15 protein-coding genes are annotated in these 18713 nt (G+C 35.3%); all 15 read right to left on the reverse strand.

Going from position 1 to position 18713, the window contains the following annotated elements; all coding sequences use genetic code 11:
- Window positions 1-196: 196 nt before the first annotated feature.
- On the reverse strand, window positions 197-1129 hold the full coding sequence (cysK, locus tag MHI13_RS16880) for a cysteine synthase A (protein WP_002436801.1): 933 nt from the start codon (window positions 1127-1129) through the stop codon (window positions 197-199).
- A gap of 320 nt (window positions 1130-1449) precedes the next feature.
- Window positions 1450-2331 (reverse strand): Hsp33 family molecular chaperone HslO, encoded by an 882-nt coding sequence (gene hslO / locus MHI13_RS16885; protein ID WP_002436823.1) that lies wholly within the window; start codon window positions 2329-2331, stop codon window positions 1450-1452.
- A gap of 300 nt (window positions 2332-2631) precedes the next feature.
- Window positions 2632-4767 carry an ATP-dependent zinc metalloprotease FtsH gene (gene ftsH / locus MHI13_RS16890; RefSeq protein ID WP_002436841.1) on the reverse strand — a complete coding sequence of 712 codons (2136 nt, stop codon included), beginning with the start codon at window positions 4765-4767 and terminating at the stop codon, window positions 2632-2634.
- A 284-nt stretch (window positions 4768-5051) separates the two neighbouring features.
- Window positions 5052-5591: a hypoxanthine phosphoribosyltransferase gene (gene hpt, locus MHI13_RS16895; RefSeq protein ID WP_002436810.1), complete on the reverse strand. Its 540-nt coding sequence runs from the start codon at window positions 5589-5591 to the stop codon at window positions 5052-5054.
- Window positions 5592-5606: 15 nt separating this feature from the next.
- The gene (gene tilS, locus MHI13_RS16900) at window positions 5607-6893 is read right to left on the reverse strand and encodes a tRNA lysidine(34) synthetase TilS (protein ID WP_002436813.1); all 1287 of its coding nucleotides are present in this window, start codon (window positions 6891-6893) and stop codon (window positions 5607-5609) included.
- A gap of 201 nt (window positions 6894-7094) precedes the next feature.
- A complete protein-coding gene (locus MHI13_RS16905) occupies window positions 7095-7499 on the reverse strand; it encodes a S1 domain-containing RNA-binding protein (protein WP_002436830.1) in 405 nt (134 codons plus the stop codon).
- Between the two features lie 96 nt (window positions 7500-7595).
- Complete coding sequence (gene divIC / locus MHI13_RS16910) at window positions 7596-7997, reverse strand: cell division protein DivIC (RefSeq protein ID WP_002436818.1); 402 nt, start codon at window positions 7995-7997, stop codon at window positions 7596-7598.
- 23 nt (window positions 7998-8020) lie between these two features.
- Window positions 8021-8284: an RNA-binding S4 domain-containing protein gene (locus MHI13_RS16915; protein WP_002436795.1), complete on the reverse strand. Its 264-nt coding sequence runs from the start codon at window positions 8282-8284 to the stop codon at window positions 8021-8023.
- Window positions 8281-9474 (reverse strand): MazG nucleotide pyrophosphohydrolase domain-containing protein, encoded by a 1194-nt coding sequence (locus MHI13_RS16920; protein WP_002436819.1) that lies wholly within the window; start codon window positions 9472-9474, stop codon window positions 8281-8283. Before MHI13_RS16920 ends, MHI13_RS16915 begins: the two co-directional genes overlap by 4 nt.
- Entirely contained in the window at window positions 9471-11012 is a 1542-nt protein-coding gene (locus MHI13_RS16925; RefSeq protein ID WP_002436820.1) for a polysaccharide biosynthesis protein, read from the reverse strand. The genes MHI13_RS16920 and MHI13_RS16925 overlap by 4 nt, the downstream gene beginning before the upstream one ends.
- Window positions 11002-14511 (reverse strand): transcription-repair coupling factor, encoded by a 3510-nt coding sequence (gene mfd, locus MHI13_RS16930; protein WP_002436817.1) that lies wholly within the window; start codon window positions 14509-14511, stop codon window positions 11002-11004. Before mfd ends, MHI13_RS16925 begins: the two co-directional genes overlap by 11 nt.
- A complete protein-coding gene (gene pth, locus MHI13_RS16935) occupies window positions 14508-15080 on the reverse strand; it encodes an aminoacyl-tRNA hydrolase (RefSeq protein WP_002436815.1) in 573 nt (190 codons plus the stop codon). The genes mfd and pth overlap by 4 nt, the downstream gene beginning before the upstream one ends.
- 263 nt (window positions 15081-15343) lie before the next feature.
- Window positions 15344-16003, reverse strand: a complete 660-nt coding sequence (locus MHI13_RS16940; RefSeq protein WP_002436828.1) for a 50S ribosomal protein L25/general stress protein Ctc — start codon at window positions 16001-16003, stop codon at window positions 15344-15346.
- Window positions 16004-16176: 173 nt separating this feature from the next.
- Window positions 16177-17142 carry a ribose-phosphate diphosphokinase gene (locus MHI13_RS16945; protein ID WP_002436814.1) on the reverse strand — a complete coding sequence of 322 codons (966 nt, stop codon included), beginning with the start codon at window positions 17140-17142 and terminating at the stop codon, window positions 16177-16179.
- A 142-nt stretch (window positions 17143-17284) separates the two neighbouring features.
- Window positions 17285-18640, reverse strand: a complete 1356-nt coding sequence (glmU, locus tag MHI13_RS16950) for a bifunctional UDP-N-acetylglucosamine diphosphorylase/glucosamine-1-phosphate N-acetyltransferase GlmU (protein WP_064210762.1) — start codon at window positions 18638-18640, stop codon at window positions 17285-17287.
- Window positions 18641-18713 lie beyond the last annotated feature (73 nt).

Raw genomic sequence — 18713 nt, forward strand, 5'->3', positions numbered from 1 at the left:
CATTATCATACATTTTGAGCACATTTTTTATTTAGAAAGATAAAACAGTGTTATAGAACAACAAAATTAACAATATAAAAAACGAAGATGTGGATCAAAGGAGACTTAAAAGCCAAAGTTTTGTACATCTCGACTTTAAAGTACCTTTACCAACATCTTCGTTTGCAAAGCTTACTATATATTCAAATATTAAACCTTAGTCATCAAATGAGTATAAAGGCGTAGATAGGTAACGCTCACCATTACTTGGTAAGACTGTTACAACTGTTTTACCTTTACCTAGTTCTTTTGCTTTTTGGATCGCGGCGTATATTGCAGCTCCTGAAGAAATACCTGCTAAGATACCTTCTTCTTTAGCAACACGACGTGCCATATCCATCGCAGTATCATTTCCAACTTTAATAATGCTATCGTAAATATCTGTATTTAATGTGTCAGGTACGAAACCAGCACCTAAACCTTGTAATTTATGTGGACCTGGCTCTCCACCACTTAATACTGGTGAAGCTTCTGGTTCAATCGCAACGATTTCAACATTAGGGTATTCTTTTCTTAAGACTTTACCAACACCAGATAAAGTACCACCAGTACCTACACCTGCTAAGAATGCATCAATTTGTTTACCTTCGAATTGATCTACAAGTTCAGGACCAGTTGTAAGTTCATGAATTTCAGGGTTTGCAAGGTTTTCGAATTGTTGTGGTTCGAAATAACCGTGTTCTTCTTTAAGCTCTTTAGCTTTTTTAATAGCACCTTTCATCGCTTCAGACCCTGGTGTTAATACAAGTTCTGCACCATAAGCTTTTAATAAGTTACGACGTTCTTGGCTCATTGTTTCAGGCATTGTGAAAACAGCATTGTAACCTTTAGCTGCACATACGAAAGCTAAACCAATTCCAGTGTTCCCACTTGTTGGTTCTACAATAGTATCGCCAGGTTGAATTTTGCCCTCACGTTCAGCTTTTTCAATCATTGCTAGTGCAATACGGTCTTTTACTGAACCGCCCGGGTTTTGATATTCTAATTTTACATAAATATCTGCCGCATCTTCATCAACTACGTTTCTTAATTTAACTACAGGTGTGTTACCAATAATTTGTGTAACGTTATCTACGGGTTTTTGTGCCATTAAGAACACTCCTTTTTGTTATATAAATATTAAAACTTAGTTTTCCTATCGGATATAGATATATTCTATCAGAATTTTCTAAAAAGAGAAACAAAATTGTCTTGTTCTCAATAAAAAACTATATTCAACATATACATTAGAATTTTTCCCTGAAGAAATCAAATTAAACGTTAGGAGACAGTTGCACCAAATCGTACAATACGCGCCACCTTAATATATGTTTAAAAACGACACATTCATGAACAATCTTTACAGTTTAACTATCTCCATGCCTAATTTTATATAATTTTAATACTTAATCATACTTATTCAATACAGAATTATTTCATCGCTGTTAACAAATCTTCTAATTCACTTTCAGTATATTGGTATTTATTTCCACAGAAATGACACACAGCTTCAGCTCCGTGATCCTCATCAATCATACTTTGTACTTCTGCTTCACCTAGACCTTTAATAGCGTTTAAGAATTTCTCATGACTACAGTTACATTCAAATTGTGCTGTTGTCGTATCTAAAATTTGAACGTTATCTTCTCCTAAAATCTCATTAAGAATACCTTCCGGAGTTAAACCTTGTTCGATTAATTTAGATACAGGTTCCATTTCATTAATAGCATTTTCTAATTTTGTAACAGTTTCATCTTTAGCACCAGGCATAACTTGTATAATAAATCCACCTGCAGCTTTAATTGAGTTATCAGGGTTCACTAATACACCTAAACCTACTGAAGATGGTGTTTGTTCACTTGTTGCATAGTAGTACGTAAAGTCATCTCCTAGTTCACCAGAAACAATTGGACTTGCCCCAGAGAAATAATCTTTCATACCTACATCTTTAACTACTTGGATTGATCCATTAGTACCTACTGCACGTCTAACATCTAATTTGCCTTGTCCGTTTAAAGGGAAATGCGTCTGTGGATGGTCTACATATGCACGTACATTACCTTTTGCATCGGCATCAGCTATGATTCTTCCAATTGGCCCTTGACCATCAACCGTTACAGTTAATTTTTGGTCTCCTTTTAACATTGCTCCCATCATTACCGTAGCAGTCATCGTACGTCCCATTGCTGCTGAAGCAGTTGGCCATGTATAGTGTCTTGTTTGGGCTTCTTGCACAGATTCAGTTGTAGTTGCAGCATAAGCTCTAATTTCACCGTCATAAGCCAATCCTCTTACGATATAATCATGTGTCATCAGTCATTCTCCTTTTAATTTTTTAATCTATTCTCATTCATTTTAATCATTTTAATTCGTTACTGAGTAGCTATTATACATATGTTGGTTAGTAATATGAAATGTGTTGCTCAATTTTGAAAAATGCACATCAATTCAATACACATTTAATAATATGAAAAGCAGACATTCGCAACTTATTGAAATAATAAACTCATAAACTGATATTAATATATTTCTACAATAAACTACGTATCACACTAAAAAAGTCTCTTCCTACTTCTTCAAAGAACGAGTAGAAAGAGACTTCATTTAACTTAATTAATGTCTATTATCTGGATTATTTGGATCATATGGTTTATCGATGTTTGGTGACTGCTCATGACCAGTTACATCAGAATCAGAGTCTTGATCAGACTCTTGACCTTTATAATCGTGGTCTTCATTATGTTGTCGACGTCTTTCGTGCTCGATATCACGATTTTCTTTACGATCTTCTTTTTCTTTCTCGTCACCTTCATCTAGCTGTTCTTTACGAATATCATCGTAAGATTTACCATATTTTCCGTCACTATAATCTGTGTCTTCATCTTTAACAACTTTAGCTGCATCATAATCTACTTCAGGCAATTCACCGTCATAGAACAATGCACGTATTTGTTCTGCAACTAACGTTTCTTCAGTAAGCAATGTCTTAGCGATAAGTTTAAGTTGTTCTTGATGTTCTAACAAGATTTGTTTACAACGTTCATATTGTTCTTTAACAATACGTTGCACTTCTTTATCAATTTCGTATGCAATTTGTCCAGAATAGTTAGGCTCTCCTTGCATATCTTTACCAAGGAATACTTGGCCACCACCGCTACTAGAGAATTGTAACGGTCCAAGTTTCTTACTCATACCATATTCAGTAACCATTGATCTTGCAATTTGAGTTGCACGTTCAAAGTCATTGGAAGCACCTGTCGATACTTCACCGAAGTTAATATCTTCAGAAACACGTCCACCAAGCAAACCACAAATTTTATCAAGTAACTCTGGCTCAGTCATTAAGAAACGATCTTGTTTAGGTAACATCATCGCGTAACCACCAGCTTGTCCACGAGGGACAATAGTTACTTTGTGCACGACCTCAGCTTCATCAAGAACCATACCAATAATAGTATGTCCTGCTTCGTGATGCGCAACGATATTACGTTCTTTTTCAGAAATAACTCGAGATTTCTTAGCTGGACCGGCTATAACTCGGTCAGTTGCCTCTTCTATATCACGCATATCGATTTTATTTTTACCTTCACGTGCAGCAATTAATGAAGCCTCGTTAAGTAAGTTTTCTAAATCCGCACCTGAAAAACCTGGCGTTCTTTGTGAAATGGCTTTTAAGTCTACTGTTTCATCAAGTGGTTTATTTTTAGAGTGTACATGAAGAATGGCTTCACGGCCTTTAACGTCCGGACGACCAACTTGAATTTGTCTGTCGAAACGACCTGGACGTAATAACGCTGGGTCCAAGATATCTGGACGGTTAGTTGCAGCAATCATGATAATACCTTCATTTTCACCGAAACCATCCATTTCAACTAATAATTGGTTAAGTGTTTGTTCACGTTCATCATGACCGCCACCAACACCAGCACCACGTTGACGTCCTACTGCATCAATTTCGTCAATGAAAATAATACATGGTGCATTTTTCTTAGCATTTTCGAATAAATCACGAACACGGCTTGCACCGACACCGACAAACATCTCTACGAAGTCAGAACCACTAATAGAGAAGAATGGTGCGCCAGCTTCCCCTGCAACTGCACGTGCTAATAAAGTTTTACCGGTACCTGGAGGTCCTACAAGTAAAACACCTTTAGGAATTCGAGATCCCATTTGCTTAAATTTCTTATTATCTTTTAAGAAATCTACAATTTCAATTAATTCTTGTTTCTCTTCGTCAGCACCTGCAACATCTGAGAAACGAACGCGACGTTTGTTACTATCGTACATTTTTGCTTTGGATTTACCAAAGTTCATCATACGACCTCCGCCGCCACCACCTTGGGCTTGGCTAAGGAAGAAAATAAATAATAATGCAATGATTAATACTGGAATCAGTGTTGATAAAATACTAACAAAGACACTTTGTTTTTCTTCTTCTTTAACTTTAAATTTTAGACCATCTTGTTTCTTAGCTGTATCAGTGATCTTTTGTAAGTCTTTTTCATTGTTATATAAAATTGTTGATGAATAGTCTTCATCATTTTTAGTTTTACCACTTACCATATAGACATTTTGTTCAGGTTGGATTTCTAATGATTTTAAGTCGCCTTTATCCAACTTATTAACAAATTGAGTGTATGTAAGCTGTTTTGGTGTTTTTCCGTTACCATTTAAGAACGAAAATAGACCAAATATAATAACGCCTATAATTGCGATAACTAGCACATTGCGAAAAGCTTTCTGCATGCGTCATTTCCTCCTACTTCCAATAATAAAACTAACAAAAATTGTAACACAATACTTCTTACACAGGCTAGTATTTCAACTTTCGTATTGATTGTTCAATTTTAGTCAATTTCAACTATATATTTCTTTAATTATGCTATCTAAATCATTCATTTATCGTCATGTTTATCGTTAGTTAATTTGATAAAAAAGCTTATCACATATAAATCGAGTCTTCACTACATTAACTCGTACGGATAGTTGTAACATACGCTTCATAAATAAGTCATATATTTAAATGAAATCTATTTAGAGTAAACCTCAGGTTTTAACGTACCAATGTATGGTAGATTTCTATATAATTCCCCATAATCTAAACCATAACCTACAACAAATTCATCAGGAATTTTCTTACCAACATATTTTGCTTCAATGTCAGCTTTACGTCGATTAGGTTTATCCAATAAAGTCACAATTTCTAAAGAACTTACTTTACGAGATTGTAGCAATTCAGTAATTGATTTTAAAGTTGTTCCTGTTTCTAAAATATCTTCAATAATGAGTACATCTTTATTTTCTATAGAGGAACCTAAATCCTTTAAAATTTGAACTTCTCCTGTTGATTCTGTACCACCATGGTAGCTTGAAACATCCATAAAGTCGATTGATAAGTGTGTATCAATTCGTTTGATAAGGTCTGCCATAAACATAACTGAACCTTTAAGAATACCTACACACACTAGAGGACGGTCTTTATAGTCCTCAGTAATTTTCGCTCCTAATTCTTTACAAATGTTTTGAATGTCTTCTTCAGTTAACAAAACATTCTTTAAATCATTATGCATTATCATTCATCTCCATCATTTTTTAATCGTAATTAAATCTTTAAACTGCTCATGAACATATAATTCGCCTATTGCTACTATTTCATTTAAATGGGTTAGTACTATTGGCATTTGTTCCCGTTCAATTGCAGGAATTTTTTGATCTATGAATAAACGACTCACTTTTTTATGTCCATTTCTCCCGTTTAATTTGAACATATCTCCATTACGTCTCGCACGAACTTTAAGAGGGTAAGACGTCTGAGGTAAGTGTTCCTTAATACATATATCATAGTCGTTAAATTGATATAGTCCTGGCCGGTCTATCATAATATTTTGCTTTATATATATATTGTCTTCTAATTTAGCCATTATTATTAATTTATCATATGCAATTTGAATTATCCATTTATCTGTAATATCGATATGAAATTGAGATTTTTCATTTTGGATTTGTTGGAACCACTCGTCATACGTTTTTTGTGAAATAGTTGAATGGGTCACTATATCCTCTAATAATTGATCCATCACAGTTGTTTTAACATTAGGATTAAGTCGGTTAAATGCTTCCCTTGAAAATGTATACCCCGTGGCGCTATCATTTTTAGAAACAAAGTGAGCGACAAAGTAACGCGCATGTTCTTTTAACAATTGTAGTTCATTGTCGTGCCATTCCTTTAACTTTAATAAGTGATGGGAATCAAGAAACGGATTGTTATCAATACTTGGGATAATCCGTTGTCGTATATCATTTCTAACATATTTCGTATCTTGATTAGAACTATCTTCAAAATATGGAACCTGATACTTTTCTTGGTAATTGATGATGTCTTTTTTGTAAATGTTCAGCAAAGGACGACACACAAGGTAATCTTCATAGTTCGAGATATCAGACATTCCTAATGAGCTTCTAGTTGAACGACCACTCAGCACCCTATAAAGAATCGTTTCAAGTTGGTCATCAAGATGATGCGCTGTAAGTAATACATCTGCATTTAAATCACGAATGACTTCTCCAAACCACTGATACCGCAATCGACGCGCTTCATTTTGAATACTATTTCCTTTATCAACTATTTTAGATAAGTCGAGATGTTTAACATATAATTTAATTTGATTTTTTTGACAATACTCGTTTAAAAATATTTCTTCTTCAACTGATTGCGCTCGTAATCCATGATTAACATGTACACAGGTCAATGTTTTATAGGTATCACGGTACTGGTTTAATAAACTATGTAATAAGGTCATGCTATCAATGCCAGTTGAAACTGCGACAATGATATGTGCATCGTTGTTCCATCCTTGCGTATTTAACTTCATCGTCTCACCTCTCTTTTCTAAAAATAAAATAGGAGTAGGAGAGAATTCAAAAGTGTTATATTTGAATTCATCATCCCACCCCGTAAGAGTGCTACATGTTTAACCATCGATTATTTTCTATATCATTGCCATCGCACATTGTTCTTAATTCGACATCTCACAGAAGATGTAACATTGATGGTTGTTCAATCTATTTATATCTTAACGTCTTGAGCCTTTACCGCCACGACGAGACTCTGTTTGACGTTTAATAGAAGTTAATTTATCTTCACTGTCTTTTAAGAAGTTACTTAATTTCTTCTCAAAGTCTTCAGTTTTTTGAGCTGGTCTCCCATGATTAGATTTATTATTGTGGTGAGGTTTACGAGGACGATCTTTAGCTTTTTTAATCGATAGACTAATTTTACCGTCATCAGCAATTGATAATACTTTTACTTCAACTTCGTCACCAACTGATAAGTGGTCTTCGACATTCTCAACATAATTATCAGCCACTTCACTGATATGAACTAAACCACTTTTTCCTTCAGGTAATTCTACAAATGCACCAAATTTCTTGATACCTGTAACTTTACCTTTAAGTTTGTTTCCTACTTCGATTGACATATTCTAAATAAATCCTCCTGGTTAGATTCGATTTTATCCTTATTATATTCCTGTTCGCGTAATTTAACAATGCTATAATCAGATTATTTTATTGCTCTAATTATCGTCATCGTCGGATGATTTAGATTTAGAGGATTTATTATCACCTGGTAATCTAAAAATAACTTCGCCTTTATTACTTAAATAATAATCATCTCTAGCAACTTTTTCGATGTAATCTTTATCGTTAAGGTTGTTTAATTTTTCTTTTAATGCAATTTCCTCATCTTGTTGCTTTTGAAATTGTGCTTCTTTGTGTTTTCGTTCCACCGCATCTTGATCGTTACTATGTCTTTGAATGACAAGCAATACTAATAAAATCAGTATAATTGCCAAAAGTATACCGCCAAAAACGGTAATTCTTCTTCGAACAACACGCATCTTCATTTTTTGACGTTGCTTTTTCTTATTTTCTTGCGATGTATACTGATTACCTATATTCTCCACTTTTTTGCTCATTGCTTGTCACCTCCCTATACATCTCACGCTTCATCAATGCGTTCTTCTTTTATCAACTCATACATGCCTTTTGCATTTTCTTTTGTAGCATGTTCATTTAAACCTGTAACTTTAACAGTTACTAGTTTTTGTCCGAAGCGTATGACGAGTTCATCGTTTTCTTTAACGTCCGTCCCCGCCTTCGCTACGTTTCCGTTAACAGTAACACGACCTTGATCACTAATTTCTTTAGCTAACGTACGACGTTTAACGAGTCGTGATACCTTTAAATATTTATCTAATCTCATGATTGATTATTCTCCCCTTGTTGTAAAAAGTTTCTGAGAGCATCTTCGTCAAAGTGTTTATTTTTGGTTTCATCATACAACTTCAAGTAATGGTCTGCAAATACTTTCTCGAATTTGACGCGAGGTTTCTTTCCTTCTTTCTCTTTCGCTGCTGACCAAATATCTTTTAAGTCGTCCATAGAGTCAGCTTGTGCCTCTCCAAATATATGTGGGTGTCGACGTATCATTTTAGCATTGAGGCTTTCAATCACTTCTTTAATATCCATATAGCCATCTTTTTTACCAATGCTTGTATGCAGTAATACTTGCAATAAGATGTCGCCAAGCTCTTCTATCATATGCCAATCATCTTCATTGTCAATAGCTTCAAACAACTCAAATGTTTCCTCTAATAAATATCGTTTAAGCGTTTCATGAGTTTGAACTTTATCCCACGGACAACCTTTCTCGTCATCTACAAGAACATCTATAGTTTGTACGGCATAATCAAAGTCTTGATATAGTGCTTTCTCATCTTCTACTTTTGGCACAAAGATACTAGTAAGATTATTAAATTCATTTTCATGGTGATCAATTTCATAAAGTGGACATTCAATTACATGTGAACCTCCACTATGTGCACCAGTAACAATTTTCACTTCAAAATCATCTGGGTAACGTTCCATTAAAACTAACTTTAAGTCAGCAGCCACCATTGCACTGTAGACTTGAGTAATCAATGTATGTGTGCGTACATTAAGCATTGATTCTTGAATCGCAGTACCATCTAATAGCGTAAATCCATCATTAGGATCTAAATCAACCGCTTCAAAAATGTCGTCAATAAAGCTTTTACCACCTAAAATTTCTACCTGAATATCATTATGTGATTGACTATATTCTAATAATTGGGCAGTAGTCGTTTCAGCTACACGAGGATGTCCTGGCACAGCATACACGATATCTTCAGTTTGCGCGTGTTGAATTAATTCATTCACTATCGTTTGATAGACCTCTTCAAAACTCGAGTTCTTTTCATATATATAATCGAAACTTTCGAATTGAAGCGTTTCTTTAAGCTCTTCTATGACAGGATGATCTAGCGTTCTCGCATAAATTTTGGTTTTATTTTCCAGAAAACGATATACCCCTAGTGGCAAATCATCGATATTATAATTACCTAAACCTACAACTGTAATCGTGTGAGTCATGAACGTCGTCCTTTCTTAAAATGATAGAGTTTATCTCCAAAAGGTAAATATTTGAGTTCTTTATAGCTTAATACATTAAACATTACAACATATATGAGTAAAACACCAACACCAATGAAGGCACTCATAACTAATTCAATAAGTCCCATTACACGTCCATGGGCAGGGATGATGAGCATGATGATTTGCACACTTATACTCATCACCACTAAACCACCTATGAGTTTAATGATAAATAATGACATACGTCTAAAATGATAGTGTTTCAGTACTGCCACTTGTAGCACAGTTACAAATAAAATTAATGAAAGTACGGTACTTAAACTCGCACCAAAGATACTTAGCTGACTGATACACATAATATTCAAAATAGCTTTTGAGAGTATTCCAAGTACGATACCCACTAAAATAGGTCTAATGCGATTCAATACTTGTAATAATGCTATATTCATCATAATAAGTGAAACACAAACGACTGTAATCATGTAAATACTGAGTGTTCCCGTTAGACTATCGTTCTTAAAGAAGACACGATTCATGAGTGGCAAGAGATTAATTAAGCCAATTCCTGCTGCAGAACTTATCAATACCGTAATTTTAATTGAAGCATTCGCATATCGGTTCATCAGAACTTGATTGCGATGATGAATAGCTTCAGTCAATAAAGGTATAAGTACGAAACTAAATGTTGTGGTAACAATTAACCCCATTTGAATAAAGGATGCCCCTCTATCATAAATACCTTTATATCGAATAGCTGTATCGAATGACAGACCACTCACTTGAAGCGTGTGTATAACAGTGAAGCTATCAACCACCTGCCATAAAATGACAATCAATTGGCTTAATGCATAGATGAGTATCGACATGAAGAGCCGGCGCCAATCAACCTGAGCGGTATTGTGCTTTAATTTTAAGGAAAATGGACGCGTCAGCACTAGATATAGCATGGAACCTAAAAATCCAATAGAAGATGCTAAAATCGCGAGTGTACCAGCCTGATAAATAGACCAACTGTGTAAAGAAAATAAAACAATCGCTACGATGATTAAACTTACTCGAATCAATTGTTCTATTACCTGGGAAATAGCTGGAATATTCATAGCTTGTTTTGTCTGATAAAAACCGCGTAAGACACCTAGTATGCCAATAAGTATAAAACTAAAACTTGCCATTCTTAACATAGGTGTCAGTCTTGAATCGCCCATCCATAGCGCTAATGGATACGCACCAATGAATATGATTGTAAATATGGCCAAGCCAACATACTGTAATCTCAACATAACCTTCGAGTATGATGCAATTGGACTATGCACACCTAATACTTGAGTGACTGCACTAGGTATTGCGTTCATAGATAGAATCATTCCTAAAGCGACAATAGGATAAATTTGTTGATAAGCATACAGACCCTGATCGCCCAAAACATTTTGGTAAGGTACGCGATAAATAGCGCTTAAGATTTTAACAACGACAAGCGCTAGCGTCAGTATCACAACACCATTGAATGCCGTTTTAGGCTTAGGCTTATGCTTCATCTTCAATCGCCATACTTTCTTCAATACATTTAACTAAGAATTTCAAACTATCTAGCCATTGCTTAGATTTAGTTAAAGTAACGCGCATCGCATTTTCTTGTACGCCTACTTTCATCGCTCTACCTAGAGGTTGCGTCTGTTTAAACAATTCTTCACCATTAATATTTTCGGTAGCTTTATTAGAGAGTGAAATTTCAACTGTTTTACCTTTATCTTTAATTAAAGTAATACCAGCATGTAAAGCGTGTACTTTGATTTCAACGATGTCTAAGAGACGTTCTACTTCGACAGGATAATCATTAAATCTATCGATTAATTCATCTTTCACATCAAATAATTGATCTTCTGTCTCAACCTTACGCAGCTTTTTATATATTTCAATTTTAGCTTGTTCATTTTGAATATATTCAGCCGGTAAGTACGCATCAAGGTTAAGTTCAACTTCCACTTCTGGTGCATCTGGCGTCTCTTCTTTAATACCACGTTTCTCATTAACGGCTTCTTCAAGCATTTGTGAATATAGGTCGAAACCGACAGAATCAATAAAGCCGTGTTGTTGTTTACCAAGTAAGTTACCCGCGCCACGAATATTAAGATCTCGCATAGCAATTTTAAATCCTGAACCTAATTCAGTAAATTCTTTAATTGCTTGTAAACGTTCTTCAGCAGTTTCATTTAGAACTTTATTCGCCGGATGTAAGAAATAAGCATAACCTATACGACTCGAACGTCCTACACGACCTCTTAATTGATACAGCTGACTAAGACCAAACCGGTCCGCTTCTTCGATAATCAATGTATTCGCGTTAGGTACATCTACGCCTGTTTCTATAATCGTTGTGGTCACGAGGATATCGTATTCATGGTTAATAAAGCTAAGCATTGTTTCCTCTAAATCACGTTCTGTCATTTGTCCATGTGCAACGGCAATATTAGCTTCTGGCATTAACATTTGAAGCTGTTCACGCTTTTCATAAATTGATTGAACTTTGTTATAAAGATAGAATACTTGGCCGTCACGAGATAACTCACGTTCTAATGCTTCTTTAATAAAATTCGTATTCTGCTCTAATACATAGGTTTGCACTGGGAAACGATTCTCAGGTGGTGTTTCAATTACGGATAAATCACGAACACCTAACATACTCATATGCAACGTTCTTGGAATTGGGGTTGCAGTTAATGTAAGCACGTCAACGTTCTTCTTAAGTGTTTTAATACGCTCTTTATGGCGCACACCAAAGCGTTGTTCTTCATCGACTATGAGTAAGCCTAAATCCTTATATTGAATATCTTTACCAAGTAGTTTGTGTGTTCCTACTACAATATCAACGTAGCCAGATTTTAAGCCTTCTTTAGTTTCACGAACCTCTTTCGTCGTACGGAAACGACTGACAAGTTGAATTTCTACAGGATAATCTTGCATACGTTCAATTAACGTTTCATAGTGCTGTTGCGCCAAAATTGTGGTTGGAACTAGAAATGCGACTTGCTTCCCTTCCATAACCGCTTTAAATGCAGCACGTACAGCTACTTCAGTCTTACCATAACCTACGTCGCCACATAATAAGCGATCCATAGGTCTTTCACGTTCCATATCACCTTTTATTTCTTCGATTGATTTACCTTGGTCTGGCGTTAATTCATAAGGGAAATCATGCTCAAAGGCTGATTGTTCTGCGGTGTCTTCCCCGTATTGGTAACCCACAGACATCTCTCGTTCTTTATACAGATCAATCAGTTCATCAGCAATATCTTCAACGCTTTGTTGAACTTTAGCTTTCGTTTTTTTCCATTCTGTACCGCCTAATTTATTCAGTCTTGGCGATTTATCCTCTGAAGCAACATACTTCTGAACTTGATCCATTTGATCCACTGGTACGAATAATTGATCTGTTCCTTTGTATTGTAATTTAATATAATCTCGATGCGTATCGCCTACTTCAAGTGTTTCAACACCTAAATAACGACCCACACCATGATGCACGTGAACAATGTAGTCGCCAACATTCAAGTCTTGATAAGACTTGATCTTTTCAGCGTTGGATATCGTTTTAGTGCGTTTTCGCTGTTTCTTTTGCTTAGTCTTGAAAAGTTCTCTCTCCGTAATGACCACTAATTGCATGTATGGTAGTTCAAAGCCTTCTGACAAACTACCTTCCGTTACGATAGCTTGTCCGCTATCTACCTTTTCATGGATATGAGAAACAGTAGGGATGTGCATTTCATTCAACATAGACTGAATACGCTCTACTTTAGTTTCGGTCTCCACAAGCACCATGATGGTATAGTCATTATGAACATATCTTTGAAATTCAGAGCGCATGATATCGTATTGACCGTAAAATTGTTGAACAGGTTTACATGAGAATTTAATGATATGTTGCAATGGTACTTGCATTGAAGATGTAAATAACGTGAAGTATGCAACTGGTTTCTTCTCAAGTAAAGTTTCAAACCCATCATATTTCATGAAACTTTGACCGATGAATCCATTTCCACTCTCAATTAAATTACTAATAAAATCGTCAACTTCAGTAGTTAACGTTTCTTCCGTCTCTTTGACACGATTAAATTCATCTACAGCGATAACCGCATCATCTCTAAAGTAATCTATAATAGTAGAGGGTTGTTCATACATAAATGCGACTAAGCGACGTAATAATTGATGATCAAAGAAAGTAGACTCAAATAATTTAAAACTTTCATACGTCTCTTTTAAATCATTGCGTACAGATTTTTCAATTTTAGGACGTGTGTGTTCATATGCTTCTTTCAAATGTGTTTGTAGATGCTGAATAACCTCATCAGTGATGATATAGTCGCTTGCAGTAGTAATATCTACCTCATCTAAGTTCTCATTAGAACGTTGTGTTTCAACATCGAAATCTCTAATGGAGTCGACTTCTGTATCAAATAACTCTATTCTTACCGGCGATCCTATCAATGGATATATATCGATAATGCCCCCACGTAGTGAGAATTCACCAATATGAGATACTACACTTTCTCGACGATATCCCATATTAACTAGTTTGTTAAGAAACGCCTCGACATCAATGTCTTCGCCTACTTTTAATGTCATTTGATGATTTTTCCACATATCGACTGGAGTTAGCCATTTCTTAAAGCCATTTAAAGGCACGATAAATAACCCTCGTTGGCCTTGGGCTAACGCCGTCAATGTTCGTACACGTTCACTCATCAACTGAGGACTTTGTGTAGAAAACTCTTCAGTCATAATATCTTGAACGGGATATTTATAAACTTCTGAGCCATCAACATATTGTAATAAATCTGCTTCAATTTTATCTGCTTGATACAAATTGTTAGTTACAAGTAGCAATTGTTTCTGATCTTTTAAATATTTCTCAGCAATAATCGTTGCTTTAGCAGAAGGGGAGAGACCTGTAACTAATATATTCTCCTGTCCAAAAACGTCGTCTAATTCCTGAAAACGCTTATCTTCACTAATATAATCAGTAATTATTGATTTCAATTGACTTCACCATTATATTCATTCATTACATGATCAAATCTTGATGATTCTATGAAAGCTTCGACAGCTCTAGCAGCATGTTCAATCACTTTGTCCATAGTTACCATTTCTTCTTTAGAAAAGCGTTGTAATACGTAGTCAGGAACTGACATACCACTCGTTGGTCTCCCTACTCCAATTCGAATACGTTTAAATTGATCAGTACCAAGCATTTTAATTATAGATTTCATTCCATTGTGTCCACCCGCGCTCCCCTTTTGACGCAGACGCACTTGTCCCTGCTCTAAATCTAAATCATCATACAAAACGATTAAATCTTCAGGTTCAACATTATAATAATTCATTAACGGTGCTACCGCTTCGCCTGAAAGATTCATCATTGTCATTGGTTCTATAAATAATACTTTGTCCCCATTTAAACGCTCAATCGTGTAAGCACCTTTAAACTTTTGTTTATCAAGTGTAAATTGATTACGTTCTAATATATAATCGATAACTTCAAAACCAATATTATGTCTTGTAAGTTCGAAACGTTTACCTATGTTGCCGAGACCGACAATACACTTCATCTTATGTTACCTCCGTCATTATTCTTAATTTATCTATCAGCCGTATCAATTTGGACCGGTTTTATTTTTTATTGAAAATGAAGGGACGAAATCATACACGTTATCGTCATATCATCCGTCCATATCTTCATATCACTTCAAATAATTAATCACTCCCTATAATAACACAAAAAGCACCATGCTTATTAGTATAAGCACAGTGCTTGTATGTCATTAATCATCTAAAGCCATCATATGAATGACAGTTAGAAAGCAAAAAGAAATTACTCTTCTTCTTTGTTTTCTTCTTCAGATTCTTTGTCGTCACCAACAACTTCAGGTTCTTCAGTAGCTGATTCACCTTCCATAGCTTCCACTTCTTCTTCAGAAGGTTCGTCTGTTGGAGGAACGACTGTTACGATTGAATCCTCTGGGTCATTTTCGATAGTGAAGTCACCAGTAATCTTAACATCAGCAACAGAGAAGCTGTCGTTGATTTGTAATTCAGAGATATCCACTTCGATTGATTCAGGGATATTTTCTGGAGTAGCTGAAACTTCTAAGTCGAATAATGGTTGTTCAACTACGCCACCTTCTTTAGCGCCTACAGCTTCACCAACTAAGTGAACTGGTACTTCTACAGTACGTTCTTCACTCATGTTGATTGCTAAGAAGTCGATATGAGTAATTTGGTTTTTTAATGGGTCAAATTGATAATCTGAAACCATTACTTTAATTGTTTTAGAACCTACGCCTAAATCAATAACACCATTACGTCCTACTTCACGGATTACTTTGATGAATTCAACTTCATCAACTTTAACTGAAGTATTTTTAGTACCGTAACCGTATACAACTGCAGGTACTTTACCTGAGTTTCTTAATTGTTTAAGGTCAGAACGAGTTTGTTTACCTTGACGGATGATTGACTTTAATGAAGCCATTCAAATTTCCACCTTTCAAATTTTGCAGTATTAACAATCTATCGACTGTTCTCATCTGCTCCTCACTTGCCCATCAACTCTATAGTTGCTTGCAAGTGTTTATTTGTCCGTAAATTCACGAACGAATGTATTATACACGTTGTTAGTTAATTCGTCAAACGCATTTGTAACCTTTAGTCAAATAATACACTTACAGATTCTCGTTCATAAACACGGATAATCGCTTTACCGATTAATCCTGCTACAGAAAGCTCTTTAGTATTAGATGGTTTTCTGCTGTCCTCTAATTGAATAGAATTTGAAACGATTAATTCTTTAATTGCAGAGTTTTCAATACGTTCTTTAGCTGGACCCGATAATACAGGGTGCGTACAACAAGCATAAACCTCTTTAGCACCTTTATCTTTAAGTGCTTGCGCGGCTAATGTAATTGTTCCAGCAGTATCGATAATATCATCAATAATAATTGCTGTGCGTCCTTCAATCTCACCAACAATATTCATGACTTCTGCTACATTTGGTTTTGGACGACGTTTATCGATAATTGCAATTGGAGTTTTTAAAATGTCTGCTAATTTACGTGCGCGTGTTACACCACCATGGTCTGGTGAAACAACAACACATTCTTCTGGATTGATATTAGGGTCATTTTCAAAATGTTGAGCAAGGATAGGTACACCCATTAAGTGGTCGATTGGAATATCGAAGAATCCTTGAATTTGAGGTGCATGTAAATCAAGAGCAATCATACGATTGGCACCTGCTGTTTCAATAAGATTTGCAACTAATTTAGCTGTAATCGGTTCACGGCTTCGCGCTTTTCTATCTTGACGTGCATAACCATAGTAGGGAACTACGATGTTAATATTAGCTGCCGAAGCACGTTTACATGCGTCAATCATAATAAGTAACTCCATTAAATGAAGGTTTACAGGATATGAAGTTGGTTGAATAATAAATACATCACAACCACGGATACTTTCTTCGATGTTAATTTGAATTTCTCCGTCACTAAAACGTTTTACTGAACATTTCCCTAGTTCAATCCCTACATGATCTGCTACTTCTTGTGCTAAAGGTTCATTACCTTTGAGCGAAAAGATCTTTAATGATGAATTCTTATATTCATTATTTAACATTTATAGTCCTCCAATTATTTACTTACACTGTTTATTATATAGAAAATAGAACTTTTTTACTATGTTACAAGTTAAATCAAAATAATTTCTATTGCTAATTCATTTCCACTTTAATCTAACAACATGTTGCTTTTTTAATTAACTATTTTTTCAAATAGCCTTCTTTATTCACTTGTCTAGCGCGCGCGATGGCTAAGCTATCTTCAGGTATATCATCTGTAATTGTTGAACCAGCTGCAATAAGGGTGTGATCATTTACTGTTACAGGGGCTATGAGGTTAGTATTACAACCAATAAACGCATCGTTACCTACAATCGTTTTAAATTTATTTACCCCATCGTAATTAACAGTTATAGAACCACAGCCAATGTTTGTTCTTTCACCAATTTCAGCATCACCAATATAGCTAAGATGTGAAACTTTTGCGCCATCTTTGAGATCTGACTTCTTAACTTCAACAAAGTTGCCAACTTTTACATCTGCGCCAAGATTTGAGCCTGGTCTTAACTGAGCAAATGGCCCAACTTTTGTTTTTTCTCCTACAACTGAATCGTTAATGACAGATTGTTTGATGTTAGTATTCGAACGAATTGTACTATTATTAATTTCAGAATATTGACCAACTAATACGTCTTCACCGATAATCGTACGGCCACCAATACGTACACCTGGTTCTATTGTTGTGTCAGCACCTATTTCAACATCAGGACCAATAAATGTTGAATCTGGGTCAATAATAGTTACGCCATTTCTCATATGGTAATGATTAATACGTTTTTGTAGAGCTTTTTCAGCCTGACTTAACATAACTCTATCGTTGACACCCATGATTTCGTCAAAATCATCTGTATGGTACACTTCTGCCTTACCACCATCGTCTAAAATAAGCGATAAAACATCAGGTAAATAATATTCACCTTGAACGTTATCATTTTTGACTTGTGCTAATTTATCAAATAGCTCTTTATTATCAAAAGCAAAAATACCAGAACTAATTTCCTTAATCGCACGCTCGTTTTCATTTGCGTCTTTTTCTTCAACAATTCGTTCTAATTGATGGTTGGAATCTCTTACAATTCGACCATATCCGTGTGGTTGTTGAGTTGATGCAGATAATACAGTTACTTGTGCTTCTGTACTTTCGTGTTGGTTGATAAGTGATTCTAACGTCTTAGATGTGATTAACGGTGTATCACCACATACAACTAAAGTTGTCCCCTCTTTATCTTCCAAATGTTCATATGCCATCTTTACAGCATGTGCTGTTCCAAGTTGTTCCTCTTGAAAACTGTATAATGATTGATCGCCTAAAGTTTCTTTGACACTTTCTGCGCCGTGTCCAACGATAGTTACAATTTGATTAACTCCAGATTGTTTAACATTGTTGAGAACATGTTCAATCATTGACTTGCCAGCAACTTCATGAAGCACTTTATATTTTTTAGATTTCATTCTTGTGCCTTTACCTGCTGCCAAAATAATCGCATGTCTTTGCATGAATGCTAACCCTCCATTAAAATTTACACTTCATAATTATTATAATTTAACAACTAATAGACTTTCAACTTTT

The organism is Staphylococcus sp. FSL K6-0223 (assembly GCF_038008285.1).

Coding starts and splice junctions, on each gene's coding strand:
- cysK (WP_002436801.1), bottom strand. CDS start 1,129: ATGGCACAAAAACCCGTAGATAACGTTACACAAATTATTGGTAACACA.
- hslO (WP_002436823.1), bottom strand. CDS start 2,331: ATGACACATGATTATATCGTAAGAGGATTGGCTTATGACGGTGAAATT.
- ftsH (WP_002436841.1), bottom strand. CDS start 4,767: ATGCAGAAAGCTTTTCGCAATGTGCTAGTTATCGCAATTATAGGCGTT.
- hpt (WP_002436810.1), bottom strand. CDS start 5,591: ATGCATAATGATTTAAAGAATGTTTTGTTAACTGAAGAAGACATTCAA.
- tilS (WP_002436813.1), bottom strand. CDS start 6,893: ATGAAGTTAAATACGCAAGGATGGAACAACGATGCACATATCATTGTC.
- MHI13_RS16905 (WP_002436830.1), bottom strand. CDS start 7,499: ATGTCAATCGAAGTAGGAAACAAACTTAAAGGTAAAGTTACAGGTATC.
- divIC (WP_002436818.1), bottom strand. CDS start 7,997: ATGAGCAAAAAAGTGGAGAATATAGGTAATCAGTATACATCGCAAGAA.
- MHI13_RS16915 (WP_002436795.1), bottom strand. CDS start 8,284: ATGAGATTAGATAAATATTTAAAGGTATCACGACTCGTTAAACGTCGT.
- MHI13_RS16920 (WP_002436819.1), bottom strand. CDS start 9,474: ATGACTCACACGATTACAGTTGTAGGTTTAGGTAATTATAATATCGAT.
- MHI13_RS16925 (WP_002436820.1), bottom strand. CDS start 11,012: ATGAAGCATAAGCCTAAGCCTAAAACGGCATTCAATGGTGTTGTGATA.
- pth (WP_002436815.1), bottom strand. CDS start 15,080: ATGAAGTGTATTGTCGGTCTCGGCAACATAGGTAAACGTTTCGAACTT.
- MHI13_RS16940 (WP_002436828.1), bottom strand. CDS start 16,003: ATGGCTTCATTAAAGTCAATCATCCGTCAAGGTAAACAAACTCGTTCT.
- MHI13_RS16945 (WP_002436814.1), bottom strand. CDS start 17,142: ATGTTAAATAATGAATATAAGAATTCATCATTAAAGATCTTTTCGCTC.
- glmU (WP_064210762.1), bottom strand. CDS start 18,640: ATGCAAAGACATGCGATTATTTTGGCAGCAGGTAAAGGCACAAGAATG.